This window comes from Gardnerella sp. DNF00038, from assembly GCF_049262855.1.
Taxonomy (GTDB): Bacteria; Actinomycetota; Actinomycetes; order Actinomycetales; family Bifidobacteriaceae; genus Bifidobacterium; species Bifidobacterium vaginale.
The window spans coordinates 1,224,857-1,241,732 of the sequence record NZ_CP058407.1 but is presented as its reverse complement, the minus strand read 5'-3'; the positions used below and the strand labels follow the sequence as shown (position 1 = coordinate 1,241,732).

The 16,876-nt window shown below is 45.1% G+C and carries 14 protein-coding genes; 7 read left to right on the top strand and 7 right to left on the bottom strand.

Annotated features, from left to right (window positions below; all coding sequences use genetic code 11):
- Positions 1-638: 638 nt before the first annotated feature.
- From mvk to HXT19_RS04885, 6 genes are all read left to right on the top strand, one after another.
- Positions 639-1,796, top strand: coding sequence for a mevalonate kinase (gene mvk, locus HXT19_RS04910; protein ID WP_004113489.1), 1,158 nt, complete (start codon positions 639-641; stop codon positions 1,794-1,796).
- A gap of 66 nt (positions 1,797-1,862) precedes the next feature.
- Positions 1,863-3,002, top strand: coding sequence for a diphosphomevalonate decarboxylase (gene mvaD, locus HXT19_RS04905; protein ID WP_415699065.1), 1,140 nt, complete (start codon positions 1,863-1,865; stop codon positions 3,000-3,002).
- Positions 2,999-5,488 (top strand): type 2 isopentenyl-diphosphate Delta-isomerase, encoded by a 2,490-nt coding sequence (gene fni, locus HXT19_RS04900; protein WP_415699064.1) that lies wholly within the window; start codon positions 2,999-3,001, stop codon positions 5,486-5,488. Before mvaD ends, fni begins: the two co-directional genes overlap by 4 nt.
- Positions 5,489-5,632: 144 nt before the next feature.
- A complete protein-coding gene (rpmB, locus tag HXT19_RS04895; protein ID WP_004105392.1) occupies positions 5,633-5,827 on the top strand; it encodes a 50S ribosomal protein L28 in 195 nt (64 codons plus the stop codon).
- Positions 5,828-5,922: 95 nt separating this feature from the next.
- Positions 5,923-8,310 carry an ATP-dependent DNA helicase RecG gene (locus HXT19_RS04890; RefSeq protein WP_415699063.1) on the top strand — a complete coding sequence of 796 codons (2,388 nt, stop codon included), beginning with the start codon at positions 5,923-5,925 and terminating at the stop codon, positions 8,308-8,310.
- A gap of 255 nt (positions 8,311-8,565) precedes the next feature.
- Positions 8,566-9,714: a PfkB family carbohydrate kinase gene (locus HXT19_RS04885; protein WP_422119650.1), complete on the top strand. Its 1,149-nt coding sequence runs from the start codon at positions 8,566-8,568 to the stop codon at positions 9,712-9,714.
- A 128-nt stretch (positions 9,715-9,842) separates the two neighbouring features.
- Here the strand turns inward: HXT19_RS04885 and HXT19_RS04880 are convergent, their stop codons facing one another.
- Positions 9,843-11,264, bottom strand: a complete 1,422-nt coding sequence (locus tag HXT19_RS04880) for an MFS transporter (RefSeq protein WP_285064570.1) — start codon at positions 11,262-11,264, stop codon at positions 9,843-9,845.
- 28 nt (positions 11,265-11,292) lie between these two features.
- Positions 11,293-12,231 carry a nucleoside hydrolase gene (locus HXT19_RS04875; RefSeq protein ID WP_004113476.1) on the bottom strand — a complete coding sequence of 313 codons (939 nt, stop codon included), beginning with the start codon at positions 12,229-12,231 and terminating at the stop codon, positions 11,293-11,295.
- Between the two features lie 231 nt (positions 12,232-12,462).
- On the opposite strand from HXT19_RS04875, the gene HXT19_RS04870 reads away from it, so the two are divergent.
- Positions 12,463-13,047 (top strand): RsmD family RNA methyltransferase, encoded by a 585-nt coding sequence (locus HXT19_RS04870; RefSeq protein WP_415706554.1) that lies wholly within the window; start codon positions 12,463-12,465, stop codon positions 13,045-13,047.
- A 3-nt stretch (positions 13,048-13,050) separates the two neighbouring features.
- Here the strand turns inward: HXT19_RS04870 and trmD are convergent, their stop codons facing one another.
- From trmD to HXT19_RS04845, 5 genes are all read right to left on the bottom strand, one after another.
- Positions 13,051-13,875 carry a tRNA (guanosine(37)-N1)-methyltransferase TrmD gene (trmD, locus tag HXT19_RS04865; RefSeq protein ID WP_422119649.1) on the bottom strand — a complete coding sequence of 275 codons (825 nt, stop codon included), beginning with the start codon at positions 13,873-13,875 and terminating at the stop codon, positions 13,051-13,053.
- A gap of 32 nt (positions 13,876-13,907) precedes the next feature.
- The gene (rimM, locus tag HXT19_RS04860) at positions 13,908-14,492 is read right to left on the bottom strand and encodes a ribosome maturation factor RimM (protein WP_009994861.1); all 585 of its coding nucleotides are present in this window, start codon (positions 14,490-14,492) and stop codon (positions 13,908-13,910) included.
- A gap of 8 nt (positions 14,493-14,500) precedes the next feature.
- A complete protein-coding gene (locus HXT19_RS04855; protein WP_004113470.1) occupies positions 14,501-14,734 on the bottom strand; it encodes an RNA-binding protein in 234 nt (77 codons plus the stop codon).
- 2 nt (positions 14,735-14,736) lie between these two features.
- The gene (rpsP, locus tag HXT19_RS04850) at positions 14,737-15,198 is read right to left on the bottom strand and encodes a 30S ribosomal protein S16 (RefSeq protein WP_116692659.1); all 462 of its coding nucleotides are present in this window, start codon (positions 15,196-15,198) and stop codon (positions 14,737-14,739) included.
- Positions 15,199-15,803: 605 nt separating this feature from the next.
- Entirely contained in the window at positions 15,804-16,865 is a 1,062-nt protein-coding gene (locus HXT19_RS04845) for an endonuclease/exonuclease/phosphatase family protein (RefSeq protein ID WP_422119648.1), read from the bottom strand.
- Between the last annotated feature and the right edge of the window lie 11 nt (positions 16,866-16,876).

The window sequence follows — 16,876 nt, the reverse complement described above, 5'->3', positions numbered from 1 at the left end:
CGATTCGCACAACGCTCTGCCTCTTGCGTGTTGTCTGGTGTTGCGGTTGTTCCGTTTTGGCTTTGATTTCGTTTTTTGGGTTGAAGTTTGTTTGTAGTGGTTGATCATTTGGATTATTTGGTATCGGCTGCCGCTCTTATATTGTTCGACCAAGAATCACCCAGCCCTCTTACAAGTCTGAACAATTGCGTATCACTTAATCACCGAGATTCTCGATTTTTCTTGCTCTCTCAGCGAGTCACCATCTAGCGACGCTGAGGCTCGCTTCGATAGCTGCGAAAAATCTCGAATCTCTACCTAGTTTGGCGTAATCATGTAGTGCGATTGTACCGAGTTTACGACGTGTCGTGTCGCTCGCGCAGGTTAGCTGCGCTCACGTCTTCGCCGCACGTAAAGTCCACTGGACTTTACGTTTGAGCGGCTCAGCGCTCCGAATTACCTTTTCGCGCTACGCTTTAAGCGAAAAGGTAGATTGGAGCGCAAATTCGGGAAATGTGAATGTGTTGTGTGCGTATAGAGCAAATCGTGGTGTTTAATCGCTTTAGCGACTAGATTATAAAAGTTGGGCAAATAAGCTTAAACGCGCATCAATTAAGCAGTGCCAACAAGTAAGCCATATGTGTCGCAAAGGAGGATTAGTGACTGAGTGCAACACTTTAGCGAATCGCCACGCATCCAATCCGTGCGAGAGCAAGAATGCACACAAGAATGAGCGTGATAAAGAGCGCAATAACGAGTTCAATAGTATGCTCGTGGTTGCGCGCGCAAAAAATCGCGTCGGCAGAGGCACAACTTGCGCAAAAGTGATTCTTTTTGGCGAACACTCGGTTGTTTATGGCTACAGCGCAGTAGCGCTTCCACTGCAAAATCTTAAGATGCACGCAACAGTAACAAGTGCACGAACACTCAACGACACAAGCGCCACAGCAGACGAAGGCAAAAGAGCAGAATTATGCGATTCAGCAGAAGACCTTAGCTGCCAGATGCAAAACCTCATAACATTTAAAGCATTAGGATTTGATGGTCTTTTACGAAGCGCACCTGCGCGATTCGCGTCGATTAAAACCGCAATACAAGAGGCATTACGTTTCGCCAATTGGCAGGGCGAAGCATTGCAAATAGAAACCGCTTGCGATTTTCCGCCAGAGCGAGGATTGGGGTCTTCGGCGGCAGCAGCAGGAGCAGTGATCCGCGCAATACTCGACTACTACAGTATTAATGCCAGCGATGAAAAACTATTCGAGATTACGCAAGACGCAGAACGCGTTGCGCACGGGAAAGCATCTGGATTAGACGCCACAGCAACCAGTGCGATGCTGCAGCAGCCAGTTCGCTTCTTGGATGGCAAATTTAGCCGAATGAGCATAAGCCCAACAATACGTGCTTGGATTGTGCTAGCTGATTCGGGATTCAAAGGAACAACAAAAGTAACAGTAGAAGCATTACGCAAAAAACGCGATAGCCAGCCGAAAATCGTAAATGCACTTTTGCAAGAGCTTGGTCAAATCGCTCTTAACGCAGAGAATGATTTAGAGTTTGGTAATATACAAAATATTGGATCGAGCATGACTCGTGCTCACAAAATTCTTGCGGAATTAGGTGTAAGTACGCCATTTTTAGACGCTCTAGTTAAAAATGCTTGCGAAAATGGTGCTCTAGGAGCAAAGCTTACAGGCGGAGGCGGAGGTGGATGCATTATAGCCATTGCGCAAAGTCAGGAGGATGCGTCTAAAGTAAGCATAGCGCTTAAAAACGCTGGAGCAGCTAGAACGTGGATTGTAGAAATCGGACAATAATCATAACTAATTCGTTAGTATGCTTTAAAAACGCTTTAAAGACTAAAGACTTAAGAAAGGATACGCGTGAAAAACGTTGAAATTGAGCCAAAAATAGCGTTTAATGTGCTTGATGATATTGATTCGTTTAATAACAGTAATTACGGAGCAGCTTTTACAGCTACAGCAAACGCAAATATTGCGCTAATCAAATATTGGGGGAAACGAGATAAAACTCTGATTTTGCCATATACTTCCTCATTATCTCTGACTTTAGACGGATTTTCCACAACAACAAAAGTACGATTTGATGATTGCCTAGAGGCAGACTCGATTTGCTTAAACGGAGTAAACTTTACAGGCTATTTACTCCAAAGTTCAGAGCGTGCACGAATAGTAAAAATGCTAGATATTGTGCGAAAAATGGCTGGAATTAAGAGCAAAGCGCAAGTCGTAAGCGTAAACACAGTTCCAACAGCCGCAGGATTAGCTTCTAGCGCATCTGGTTTTGCGGCACTTGCGTCTGCAGCATCATACGCCGCAGGATTAAACCTAAGCCCACGCAACTTATCGATTCTAGCTCGCAAAGGATCTGGATCAGCATGCAGGTCGATTTACGGCGGATTAGTATTATGGAACGCTGGCGCAAGCGACGAAACGTCTTACGCAGAGCCAATCGAAACGCCAGAAGAGCTTCAACTCGCAATGGTAACTGTTATTTTAAACTCTAGTAAAAAGAAGATTTCAAGCCGTGAAGCAATGCGACGCACAGTAGAAACATCACCAATCTACGCAGACTGGATCAAAAACTGCAAAAAAGACCTAAATACGGCGTTATCAGCTATCAAAAATTGTGATATTCAAGCATTGGGAGAAGTGTCGGAGAGAAACGCTTTAGGAATGCACGACGCAATGCGTGCCGCTGCTGAAAGCGTAAACTATTTAACAGATGAAACGCATGTTGTGCTTAACGTTGTGCGAAAAATGCGCGATGAAAGCGGATTTCCTGTTTGGGCTACAATGGATGCTGGTCCGAATGTTAAAGTTTTAACTAGCGCGGAGCAAGTTTTGCGAGTTAAAAACGAGTTGAGTTTGCGCGTGTTGAGTGAGATTAAGCGTTTGCGCGAGTCGCAGGAATCGCCGTCATTTAGCAGCTTTGCGCAATCCAATCCGCAGTTTGTTATTGCGCGCCCAGGAAGTGGCGTTAGCATACGGAGAGAATCATGACTAATGAGCAAGCTTTAGCGCCTGGAAAACTTTACATAGCAGGCGAATACGCTGTTGTAGATGGATGCGCTGCAATCGTAGCAGCTGTGAATCGTTATGTAAAAGTTACAGTTGACGATGACAACCTACTAATACGTGATAGTCATGGAAAAACGTATAACAGCTGCGACTTTAATAAAAACGAATCCGAAAAAAATAATCTTAAAAAACTAGATTTACCAACATTTTACGGAAAAATCACGAGTGAGTCTAAAAACTATAAGCCTCTTTATTGGAAGCGTGGAATCTTCGGCAGGGAATTTATTTTAGACGAAAAAGATGCAGAAGATATAACTATGAGCGCAAAAGACTCAACGGATGCTTGCGACTTGCCAGCGGAAAAGTCGCCAGCAACCAGCGATGAACAAAACCAAGATTCTCAAATAAAAAAATTAAAAAAAATCTATTCATACGTATTTTCCGCAATGCAAATAGTAGACGATTTTGCGCGCGAAACAAAAGAAGTAAAAAACGTTTTACTAGATGAAGGAAATACAGCCATAAACCTATACAATCTACAAATAGAAAGTGATTTAGACGATAAAAAAACAGGCAAAAAATACGGGCTTGGATCATCTGCAGCCGTAACGGTGGCGGCTGTGCGAGCGCTGTGCAAATGGTACGGATTAACGCTTACAACGCCAGAATTGTGCAAGCTAGCCATAATTGCATCGTCGCTAGTAAAAAAGTCAGGAAGCGGCGGAGACGTGGCAGCAAGCGCATACGGCGGATGGGTAATGTACCGCGCGTACAATCGCGAATGGCTTGAGGCAGAAATAGAAATGATTGAAAGTGGAGACTCAAGCCTACACAAGCTGCTTAGAAAAAAATGGCCGCGATTTGAAGTAAAACGATTAAAAGTAGGCGCAGGCTTGCGACTCTTAGTTGGGTGGACGGGGAGTCCTGCCAGCAGCGCAGAACTTGTTGGAAGCGTAAAAGCTGGAGTGAAGGCTGGCGATTTAACCGCGCACAATCCTTCTAAAACAAGCGCTAAGACTTACGCTAAAACATACGAAGATTTTTGCGTACAAAGCGAAAAATGCGTGCAAAAAATCGCAAATGCGCTAGAAAATGGGCGCATAGACGCGTTATTAAGCGGATTTGCGCGAAATCGTGCGCTGCTAAAAGATCTTGGCGAAATCACGGGAACACTAATCGAAACGCCAAAACTCACGCGGCTAATAGAAGTTGCCAATGATGCAGGATTGCCGTCCAAAACAAGTGGAGCAGGCGGAGGAGATTGCGGAATCGCGATTGCGCGCGCGGAAGATTTTGATGCTGTGTTTGTTCGCATTGAAGAAGAATGGCAAAACAGCGGTATTGAGGCGCTTAATCTGAAAGTCGCAGAATTTGATGAAAGTAGCGACCTCTCGCTTATTGAACAACGCAAAGACGATCACATAAAACTCGCGTGCGAACAATACAATGTGCACGCGGAATCTGGTTTTGAACACGTGCGGTTTATTCCAAACGCGCTGCCGCAATTGGCATTAAGCGATGTAGATACAAGTGTGAGCGTGTTTGACGAAACCACAAAATGGGATACTCCGCTGTATATTAACGCAATGACGGGCGGAAGCAAAAAAGGCGAAAATATAAACGAGTCGCTAGCGAGGGTAGCTGCAAAAACTGGCTTAGCAATGGCTTCTGGCTCGCTAAGCGCAGCGCTTAAAAATCCGCGGCTTGCAGGGACTTTTAGCGTGATTCGACGCTTTAATCCGCATGGATTTGTAATGGCGAATGTAAGCGCAGGAGTGAGCGCTGAGCAGGCGATTAAAGCTGTAGAAATTTTGCAAGCAAACGCGTTGCAAATCCACCTAAACGCGGCACAAGAGCTTGTGATGAGCGAAGGAGACCGCGATTTTAGTGCGTGGCTTAACAATATTGAGGCCATTGCGCGCGAGCTTGATTCAATGAAAGTGCCAGTTGTTGTTAAAGAGACTGGATGTGGAATGAGCGCTCATGATGTGCTGCGGTTGAAAAATGTGGGCGTGCGTGCGGTGGACGTTGGCGGACGCGGAGGCACGAATTTTGTTGCGATTGAAAACGCAAGGCGTGGGCGTAAAAGCGACTACGAGTTCCTCGACTACTGGGGGCTTACAACTGTCGAATCGTTGCTAGACATAGCGCAATGCGATGAGATTTTGTGCGAGCCGCGCGATTCATCGGATTCTTGCAATAGTGCGCGAATGCAAGTGTTTGCAAGCGGAGGAGTGCGTACGCCGCTTGATGTTGTGCGCTCATTGCGGCTTGGTGCAAGCGCTGTTGGAGTTGCTGGCGAGTTTTTGCACACGCTTATTAACGAAGGAGAAGATGCGCTTGTTGAGCAAATTGAGTCTTGGAAGGCGCAGATTCGTGTGATTATGGCGTTGCTTGGATGCAAGAATATTGAGGATTTGCGCGAAAATTCGCGGATTTTGATTGATGATAAGCCCTGTGTGATTTAATGTCGGGCGTAGTGATATACTTGTGTAGTTGTGCGTTCAAGCATGCTTATTTGTTTATGCGATTTAGCGTCGGTTAGTCGCGTGGGCGGTTTGCGTGGGTGAGCGACGCAAGACTTGCAAGTCAAAGAAAATAGGAGTCCAATTATGGCAGCTCGTTGCGCAGTATGTGGCAAGGGACCGCAAACCGGTTTCAGCGTTTCACATTCGCACATCCGCAATAAGCGCACCTTCCGCCCGAACCTTCAGCCGGTTCGCACCACCATTGATGGCGAAAATGTTCGCCTTCGTGTGTGCGTAAAATGCATTAAGGCAGGCAAGGTTCAGCGCGTTGAGGCGTGAATCGCGTGTTAGATGTAAGGCCCTGAGCAGTGCTCGGGGCTTTTTTGTTTCCCTATTTTTCGCTTAAATCGTAGCACGATGATTATAATCGAAGTATGGCAGCACGCATAACACTAAACACAGCAATATCATCAATCATAAGTAACAAAAGACGCGCGTCTGCCCTAAAATCACTAGGCGTAATCACAGTAAAAGACGCGCTAACATACTACCCATTTAGAGTCACAAATCCGCTAAAATCCACGCATTTAAGCCAGATTATTCCAGGGCAAGAAGTGGCGTTCTCGGCGATAATACAATCCATAAACATAGTGCAAATGGCAGCGAGAAGAGGATATCGGCTAGAAGTAAACGTAGCGCAAGATGCGGCACAAGCGCAGATTGTGTATTTTTCAAAGAACAGACAATACGTGCAATGGATTAGTGGCAGAATTGCAGTAGGACAAACCGTTGTTGTAGGAGGCACAAGCGGCGAGTTCAATGGGAGACTACAGTTTACACATCCGCAGATTCTAACTGTTCGAGCAAAGAGTGCTGAAAGCGATGATTCTGCTTATAATACTGATGCGCGCGTGCAAAACAGTGATGATTTTTCTGTGCAAAGTGTAGAAGATGGGATTGAAAAACTTTGCGCGCCACAACCGATTTACCACGCAAATTCGAGAATATCTAGTGAACATATTCACGAGACGATTTTAGGATTATTGCGACTTTTTAAGACTTGCGATTCTGGCGATACTAATATTCCCGATACAGATATTCTTTCAGATGTTTTGCCAGACGTTCTGCCACAATTCGTCACAAACAGTAGAAACCTAATGCACCGCGCGGCAGCATTCGAATCAATCCACAATCCACAAAACAAAAACGACTTTGAAAACGCAATACACACAATGCGCTACGAAGAAGCATTCATATCACAAATAGCAGTTTTGCAATCACGCAAAAAATCAGGAGAAAATAAGGCATACACGTGCGAAAACAGCGAGCTAAGAAAACGCTTTGAAGAAAGCCTACCATTCGAGCTAACAGAAGGACAAAAAAACGTTATTAGCGAAATAACAGCAGATATGCAAGGCGAATCGCAAGCAACCAGCGAATCGCTATTAAAACCAATGCGTCGTCTTTTGCAAGGAGAAGTCGGCTCTGGAAAAACAATAGTAGCAATGAGCGCGATGCTACAAGTCGTAGGCTCAGGACACCAAGCGGTACTAATAGCCCCAACACAAGTATTAGCATCACAGCATGCCACAAACCTACAACAGATGATTGAGCGTGCAGGACTAAACGTTGAAATAACGCTCATAACAGGCGGAATGAAGCTAGCCAGCAGACGAAGTGCACTAGCAAAAGTAGCAAGTGGAGAGCCAGCGATTATTGTGGCAACACACGCAGCTTTCTCCGCAAGCTTTAAACCAACAAACCTAGCGCTGGTGATAATCGACGAACAGCACAGATTTGGCGTAGAACAACGAGACACACTATTACGCAAGATAAGCGGAAACGCGGTTCCACACTTGTTAGTCATGACAGCCACACCAATACCGCGATCCGCAGCAATGACATGGTTTGGAGACCTAGACGCATCCTATTTAACAGAGCTTCCAGGCGGACGCAAACCAATCCGCACTTTTGTAATAAACGAAGAAGACTCGCATAAGATGGCATCCATGTTCTACCACATTCGCTCTAGAATCGATGCAGGAGAGCGAGCATATGTTGTATGCGCTCGAATAGATAGTGAAGACAGCGAAGAAAACAACGATAATACTTACAATACTTATAATAATGCTGATGCGATCTACCAAGAAAACCAAGACTCATACACGCTAAATACACAAAATACACAAAATACACAAATTGCTCAGCGAGAAGTCCACACAGTTTTACAAATATCAAAACGCTTACAAAACCTACCACAATTCAAAGGCGTAGAATTCGCACAACTAACAGGTCGTACAAGCGATGAAGAAAAACGCGAAATAATGCACAAATTCGACAGTGGACAAGTACAAATCCTAGTTTCCACAACGGTTATAGAAGTCGGAGTAGACGTAGCAAAAGCCAGTTGTATAGTGATTTTCGACGCAGACCGCTTCGGACTAGCGCAATTACACCAGCTCAGAGGACGAGTGGGACGTTCAGGCACACAATCCTGGGCTTTCCTAGTTTCAAACGCACCAAACAACCAGTTAGCAGCTGAACGTTTACAAGTAGTAGAAAACTCGTTAGACGGCGCCATAATAGCCCAAAAAGACCTAGAATTAAGAAACGTTGGAGACGTTCTAGGAGACAGCCAGTCAGGTGGAAAATCCAGTCTAAAACTATTAAGAGTAGTAAAAGACGCAAAAATCATTGCAGAAGCAAGAGAGGACGCAAACACGCTACTAGAACACGACCCGACCTTACTAGAACATCCACAAACAGCTGGAGCAGTTTTAGACTTTACACAAGGTAGCAGCACAGCAATACTAAGCAATTAGATTAATTGAAATCAGATTCATGAAACACAGATTGTCCAAGTAGTTTTGTACAAAAATCGCTTTTAATAGGCTAAAAGCACTATTAAAAGCGGCTGATAACGATTAAGCACCCAGACGCCAAATAAAAAAATAAACGCCAAATAAAAAATAATATAATAAAAAATAATATATATTTTCACAATAAACGTGCGAAAAAAACAATTTTTGAATATCCTAGATATATAGAAAGGTAAAATCGCGAGAGATGAGGCAAAGATGACTGAGCGCGAACAACAAATTCTATCGTGGATTCAACAGAACCCTATGATTAGTCAGCAAGAACTTGCAGACCTAGCAGGAATAACAAGATCAGGCGTAGCTGCACACATTTCCAATCTTATTCGCAAAGGATACCTTAGAGGAAAAGGATACATAGTCACACCACCTAGCTACGTAACAGTAATAGGCGGAATAAGCATGGACGTGCTGGGAATCGCGTGCGGAGACCTAATGGACTACACTTCAAACGCTGCAAAAGTACGATACGCGCTAGGCGGAGTCGGACGAAACATAGCCGTGGCACTAGAAAGAATGAACACACGAGTAAGCCTAGTATCCGTGTACGGCGGCGACCACAACGGAGAATTATTCAAAGTCGACGCATCTGTAAACGGATTAGAAATAGGATACTCAAAGCAGCTACCAGACGCAATGACAGCATCATACATGTATGTAGGAGACGCATCGGGGCAAAGGCTTTTAGCACTAGACGACATGAGCATCTACGATTACATGACACCAGACTTCTTGCGCGAAAGAATATCGATAATAGAAAACGCAGACATAGTTGCACTAGACACCAACATTTCACAAAAATCCTTCGAATGGGTGTGCGACAACTATCACAGACCAATAATGGTGCGCGCAATAACCGATGCAAAAGCTCCACGAATACTTTCCAGACTACACTGCATAGACACACTCATATTAGACACAGCCGAATCGCAGGCGTTAACAGGCATTTGTGTGGTAGACGAAAAATCTGCAGTAAGATGCGCTAAAGTATTGCTAAAACGCGGAGTTGGGCATGTGTTTGTTAACTCGGGGCGCGAAGGAGTAGCATATGGCGTAGCGGACGAAGGAGTAGCGTTCTATCCCGTACCGCTAAAACGTGTACAAAGAATGATTGTTGCGCACGGAAACGGTGGAGAAGGCGTGCGCGCGGTTGGCAACGACAATGGATCAAGCGATGCTGCTACAGCGGCGTTGATCTACGCTAGGTATAATCATTTTGATAACACGAAGACAGGGCGATTCGCTGTAGCCGCCGCAGCTCTTAACACAGAGTCGGTAGAAGCTGTGCACGAGTCGATGACTCCAGAGCTTGTAATGGAGAGGATGGAAAACATTCACGAGCGCGTGTAAATCTCGAATCTCTACCTAGTTTGTTGTTGCGCAAAAAATTAGCCTGAGAATGGTGTGCAAAATATGATTTCTGCAACATTCTCAGGCAATTATTAAAAGAATGAAAACGAATGAATTAGATTAGTGAATCACTCGCAATCTTCTGGCTTAGGAATCAAGAACGAGCATGCAAACGCCAAAGCGAGTAGCACGATTCCAGCAACCATCGAAGCAACATATCCAGCTGATGCTCCAGCAGATTGTACAAAACTAGTCATAACAGCGTAAAGAATCGCAAAGCTCAAGCCTGCACCAAGATTAAACGCGCCAGCATTCATTCCAGGCAAATATCCAGGATTATCCTTTGGGGAAAGCACAATTCCAAGACCGTTAAGCATAATGTTTGCAACGCCAGCATAGCTGATACCAAGCCACAAAGAAAGCACTACAAGCGCCCAAACAGAAGGCGAGGCTGCAACATAAATTCCAAACACCACGCCAAGAACGCTCACAAGAATTCCAGCACGCAGCACCAGACGATACCCGAACTTTGCAGCAAGCATACCCGCAACAGGTCCAAACACGAAGCCGATGATTGCGTAAGGTGTAAGCGTTGCAAAGCTTACGATGTCCGCACCCATTCCAGCGCCAGCCTTAGCATCTTGAGCTAGCTGTGGAACAACGCCGTTCATAATTGCAAATACGCCAGTCATAGTAAGAAGCGTGCAAGAAAGCAAGCCCCAAGTGCGACGCTGACTCATATATTTTGTAGAAACAAGAGGAGCAGAGCTTTTGCCCTCTACGTTCCAGAACACTACAAAGAATACTGCTGCAAGAATCACAAGACCTGCTACAAGACTCAAATTAGCGCCAGCAAGTTTACCAATCTCGTTGATAGCAAGATATGCTGCTAGGAATGCTATACCAAGGGTTACGACTCCAACCCAATCCATCTTTGGAGTATCTTGAGCATGGGATTCTTCAGCATAGAAAGCAACCAAAAGAACAGCGATTATACCAATGGCTGCCATAGTCCAGAATACGGATCTAAAGCCAAAGTTTCCTGCAAGCCAGCCGCCAAGAAGCGCATCAACGCCTGCAATACCGCCGTTCACAGAAGTCAGAATTGCCATTAATTTTGCGTAACGCTTTTCTTCGCTAACGCGCACGCGGAGCATAATCAAGCACATTGGCACAACCGGTCCGCTTGCGCCCTGAAGGATTCGTCCAATCATAAGAACTGTTACATTTGGCGCAATAGCGCTAACTGCACAACCCAAAATAGTGGAGATTAAAATTCCAGTAAGAACCTTTTTTCGTCCAACAAGATCAGCTAAACGCGGCAAGAACAGCGAGAATAATGCTGCTGCAGTAAAGAATACTGTTTGCGTTAAGGCGATTTGAGAATCCGTTGTTTTAAGCTCTCGAGTCATTGTTGCTAGAGCTGGAGAAAGCATAGATGCGTTAAGCTGGAATGCGAAAATCGCCACAAGCAGCGCTACCATAAGCGCTACGATTGATCGTCCACCCTTATCCAACATAGATGGTTTTTTAGATGAAACCTCAGTCATAATTAACCTCTATTTTCAATTACCTCAATTATTTCAATTCTTTTAAAGCGTCAATAATCAAATCCCAGAACTTGTTAAAGTCGAGTTTAGTTGCCACTTGAGTATGGCACTTGTCAGCCGATGGCTCTGGTCCACGCAAATCTGCTACCGTCATGCCAAGCGTCAAATCTCCCTTAATCTCAACGTCTACAGGGCATCTGCGAGTTTGTACAACGCTGTGATCTATCAAATATGCAACCGTGCAAGGATCATGAACTGGTGGGTCGATAAAGTCTTGGTTGTTCTTGTATGCCTTACGGAAGAAGTCCATCAATCCGCTTGCAAAAGCAGAAAGAGGCGTACCGATAGCGTCAATCCTAGCTTGTACTTCTGGAGTGCAAAGTGCCTGATGAGTTAAATCAAGGCCAACCATTGTAATAGGCCAATCCTCATTGAACACAACGTGTGCCGCTTCAGGATCTACCTTAATGTTGAATTCTGCAACAGCGCTCCAATTGCCAACGTGATAGCCGCCGCCCATGAGAACAACTTCCTTAACTCGGCTAACGATTCGTGGCTCTAGGCGAACTGCCATAGCTATGTTTGTAAGAGGTCCAGTTGGTACGAGTGTAATCGTGCCTGGCTCATGACTCATTATTGTGTCAATAATCCAGTTTACTGCGTGTCCCTCATCTAAAGGACGAGTCGGCTCTGGCAAAGTCACTCCATCCAGGCCAGTTTCTCCGTGAACAGCAGCAGCAACTTCTAGAGGACGGATCATTGGGCGGTCGCAGCCTGCGTGAACAGGGATATTTGTAGCATGTGCCATTTCTAGAGTTGCTCGCGCATTGTAAGTCACCTTTTCTAGGCTTTGATTTCCGCCTACTGTTGTTACACCAAGCAAATCGATGTTTGGATTGCCAAGCGCTAGCAGAATAGCCATAGCGTCGTCATGGCCTGGATCGCAATCTAGAATGATTGTGGTCATTTTAGCTCCTTAGTTGTTTAGTTATATTTATATGTCAGTTGTAGCTGGGATTTAGATATTTTATGCTTAGGCTTTTTAGCAAACTTCATTGTTTAGCGTAGTTTGGGATAAATCGTCAGAAACCAGTGCTAAGCAACATTTGTTTATATAAATAAACAAATGACCGTTCCAAGTATATCAATAACAAAATTCGACACAAGTCTAAATAATTTAAAATGATATGCTTGAAACATGCACGTAATTGCAGGAAGATTTAAAGGCACGCCATTATGCGCTGCAAAGTCATGTACAAGACCAACAACAGATCGCACAAAAGAGGCGATTTTTTCTAGACTCGACTCATGGGGAGTATGCGATAGCGCTCGCGTACTCGACTTATTCGCTGGCACAGCGGCGTTAGGCGTAGAAGCGATTTCTAGAGGCGCAAAAGAACTCGTGTGCGTAGAAGCGAACGCAGCTGCTGCGGCGTTAATAACAAAAACTGTTAAAGTACTACAAAGTCAAGGCGCGTGGAGTGAAGATTTAAGCGCTCGCGTAAATAAAAGACGCGCGGAGCAGTTTGTGCAAGACTACAGCGGTGAAGCGTTCGATTTGGTGTTTGTGGATCCGCCGTACGCATTAGAGACAGAGCAAGTTGAGCTTTTGATTGAGAATATGGTCAGTAAGGGCGTTGTAAGTGCCGCAGCTGACACGCTTATTGTTTTAGAGCGTAGCGCGCGCAGTGTTGCGCCTACGATTTGCTCAGGATGGGAGATTTTCGACACGCGCAACTATGGCGAAACTGCCGTAATGTTCATTCAATCCACGAATCGATGACCTTTATAGGCGTTTTGGCGAATCGCCAGAAACCTCCCACCCAAGGCTAATCAGAGTTTTTCTATCCTGCTTACTAAGCGACTTGCAATCAAGTTTCTCAATTAAATCTGGTCTAATCTGGCTAGTGCGCGCTAGTGCATCATCTCTGCGGAATCGATCCACTTTAGCGTGGTCGCCCGAAGTAAGAATCGCAGGCACGCTAAGATCGCGCCAAGTTGTGGGACGAGTGTATTGGTGATGCTCAAGAATCGCATCCGCGCCAGTGTACGACTCTTCAACAATCGACTCTGGGTTACCCATAAAGCCTGGAATCAAGCGCGTAATAGCCTCTACCATAACGCTAACAGCCACTTCGCCGCCGTTAAGAACGTAGTCGCCAATCGAATATTCGCGCACATCTACTCCGCGCGATTTATAGTATTCTGGGATTCGCGCGTCATAGCCTTCGTAGCGTCCGCACACAAATACAAGTCGCTTTGCGCTTGCTAATTGTGTAGCGTCTTTTTGCGAAAACAGTGGGGCAGAAGGGTTTGGGAAGATTAGAACTGTGCCGTTATCGCCAATATCGGCTTTGTTATCGTCATTATCGGCGTCATCTCCATTATAAAGCAGCTCATCAAGGCATTCCGCCCACACTTCTGGCTTCATCACCATTCCAGCGCCGCCCCCAACTGGCGTATCATCAACAGATTGATGAACGTCATGCGTCCATTTTCTAAGATTATACGCGTTGATTTTAAGCAAGCCATTATCTTGCGCTTTACCAAGCAAGCTCAGATCTAGCATGCGAAAATATTCAGGGAACACGGAGATTATGTCGATTTGCATTTTATAAAGCCTTTAAGCTTAAATCATGTGTTTTAGATTCCTGGGATTAATCCACCTGGAGGATCTAAAGTTAAATATTTTTCTTTAAGATTAACTTCTGGAACCAGTGCTTGAACGAAAGGCACTAGCGCAGTTTTATCATCGCCAACAGGAGTTGAAAGTCGGATTTTAAGCAATGATTGAGCACCATCAATAACGTCTACGACTTTGCCGATTTCACGCGGCGCAACTCCAAGTGAATTATTCTCACAAATGCGCGCGCTAAGACCCACCAAATCCTTAATATACCAAGCATTTTCTTGCTCTAACTCTTGCGCGCTTTGAGCCTTAGTGTAAAGCTCTAAGCCGTTTAATGCCTCTGCATCGTTGCGATTTAGACTTTGTTCAAAAAGCAAAATCCAACGGCTTTTAAACGTTCGCGCAGACTCGATTGTAAACTCGCGCTCGCCGTCTTGCGTGTAAAGCACATTGCCTGCTTTAAAGCGCTCATAAGGTTCGTCGGTAAAAATTTGGACAGTGACTTCGCCTTTTAGTCCTTGCGCTTTTCCAATACGACAAACCCTCAGTAGGTTGTTTGAACCTTGCTGAGGGTTGTCAAAAAGTTGGTTTTTAGCCACGTTCAATCTCACTTACGTACGTCCATAATGTCAACGCGAACGTTGTGACGGCTTAGAGCCTGTACAACAACACGAATGGCATTAGCGGTACGACCGTTTCTTCCAATAACTCTACCGATGTCTTCTGGATTTACGCGCACGCGCAAAAGTTCGCCGCGAGCGTTTTCGTGAGAACGCACGGACACGTCATCTGGAAAATCAACGATGTTTTTAATGAGATGTTCCACAGCTTGAGCCAGCATAATTACTCAGCCTTTTCCTCGGCTTCAGCATCTGCTGCTGGAGCTTCTTCAGCTTCGTTCTTAGCGGCTTCTGCAGCAGCCTGAGCCTTTGCAGCGGCTTCGGACTTAGCAGCCTTAAGCTTCTGAGCTTCGGCTTCTACAGCCTCAACGCGAGCCTGTGCGTCTGGACCAGCTTCGGAAGTCTTCAAAGTGCCTTCTGCACCGTCAAGACCCTTGAACTTCTGCCAATCGCCAGTAATCTTTAGCAGCTTCAACACTGGTTCGGTTGGCTGTGCGCCAACGCCAAGCCAGTACTGTGCACGATCAGACTTAATCTGAATCAAAGATGGCTGCTTGTTTGGATCGTAGATGCCGATCTCTTCGATGGACTTGCCGTTACGCTTGTTGCGCGAATCAGAAATTACAACGCGATAGAAGGCGTAGAACTTCTTGCCCAATCTCTTAAGACGAATCTTGGTTGCCAAAATGGCTCTCCTTATAACTAGAGTCGTAGAATTTCGCTCGGGTGTGGGGCACTCCTTGCGAGTTCCACTGTTCCTCGCGTGGTCGATAAGAGGGCTTCGATTCACGCGAATAACTTTTCTATTATGACTGATTGTGTGGACTATTTGTTTTGCTGATAATGTACGTAATTTGTTCCGATTTTTCGTACAAAGTCAAGCGAAGATGTGAGCGGATTTTCCTATTTAGCGTTGTATGAGGGCTGGCTAATTCTTGTCTCACAACGCTCCGCCTATTACGTGTAGTCTAGAGTTGCGGTTGTTCCGATTTGGCTTTGATTTCGTTTTTTGGGTTGAAGTTTGTTTGTAGTGGTTGATCATTTGGATTATTTGGTATCGGCTGCCGCTCTTATACTGTTCGACCAAGAATCACCCAGCCCTTTTACATTCTTGAACAATTGCGTATTGCTTAATCACCGAGATTCTCGATTTTTCTTGCTACTTCAGCGAATCACCATCAAAGATGCTGAGGTTCGCTTCATTCGCTGCGAAAAATCTCGAATCTCTACCTGACTTAGTGGGGTATTGTATGCAAAGAGCATAGTTATTCGCGCGAAGAAGGCGGCAAACTAGAGTAGGATTGAAACGCAAACGATTAACGCAAAGTGGTCGCTTCCATCCACGCGAATCGCGCGTTGCTCTGTGGCTATAGCGTTGCATCCTGTTGATTTTACTAGCACATGGTCAAGTGCAAGATTCGGCCATTTTTGCCACGTTGGCCAAGTCTTTAGTCGCTTGCCGATTTGCATTGATGCGTCTAAAAAGCCTGATTTTAGTAGCGCTCTAAAGCTTGGGTGGTCTGGAGTAGAGTTTAAGTCTCCGCCGATTATTTTGACGTCTTTGACGTTGTTTTCATTGTGATTTTCGCCGATTTTTGCAAGCGCCATTATTCCGCTGCTCCAAGCCGCACATCCGCGCATAGGCGACTTTGGATGCGCCGAAGCGAATGTTATTAAAAGATTTTCCGCGGATGAGTCGCGAGTAACCGCCGTAACGATTGGAACGTTTGCTGCATCAATCTTAATAGACTTACCAAAAGATTTAACATTGCTTAGTCGCGTATAAATCGCGTTAAAGCCGCCATTTTCATGTCCGTTCGCGCTTCCCAATTGCACATGTGCAAAATCGCGCTTAATCCCAAGTTTTTCAAGGTTTTTTACAAGTTTTTTGCTTACTTCTTGTAAAAGAATCGTATCGATTTTATGCGTTTTTGCTAACTTTATTATTTGACTTGCGTTTGCGCGACCATATCTGCAATTAAGCGTCATAACGCGGATTTCTCTCGATTTTTCTAGTGATAATTCTGGCGATTTTTCCTGTTTTATTCGCCGCAATCTTACTGCCCAATACGGCGTATACGATTTTAAAGAGATTACGAATAACAGCGCATATGCTACGCACAAAAATAAATAAGATTTATAAAATTCATTTTGCGATCGTGTTGCAACTGCAGCCACAGCGCTGACGACTAGCCCAAGCGCAGCGCAAAACGGCGCAATTGGAAGCAATGCAATAACATATGGCAGTGGCTTTAGTCTATCCGCTCCAGCTGGCAGCCACCTAAGTAGCTGCCAAGCTAGAAGCAAAACAAGTGCAACAAGTAAAATCGCAAGTAAAATAGCGTAAATCATCTACTGATTAT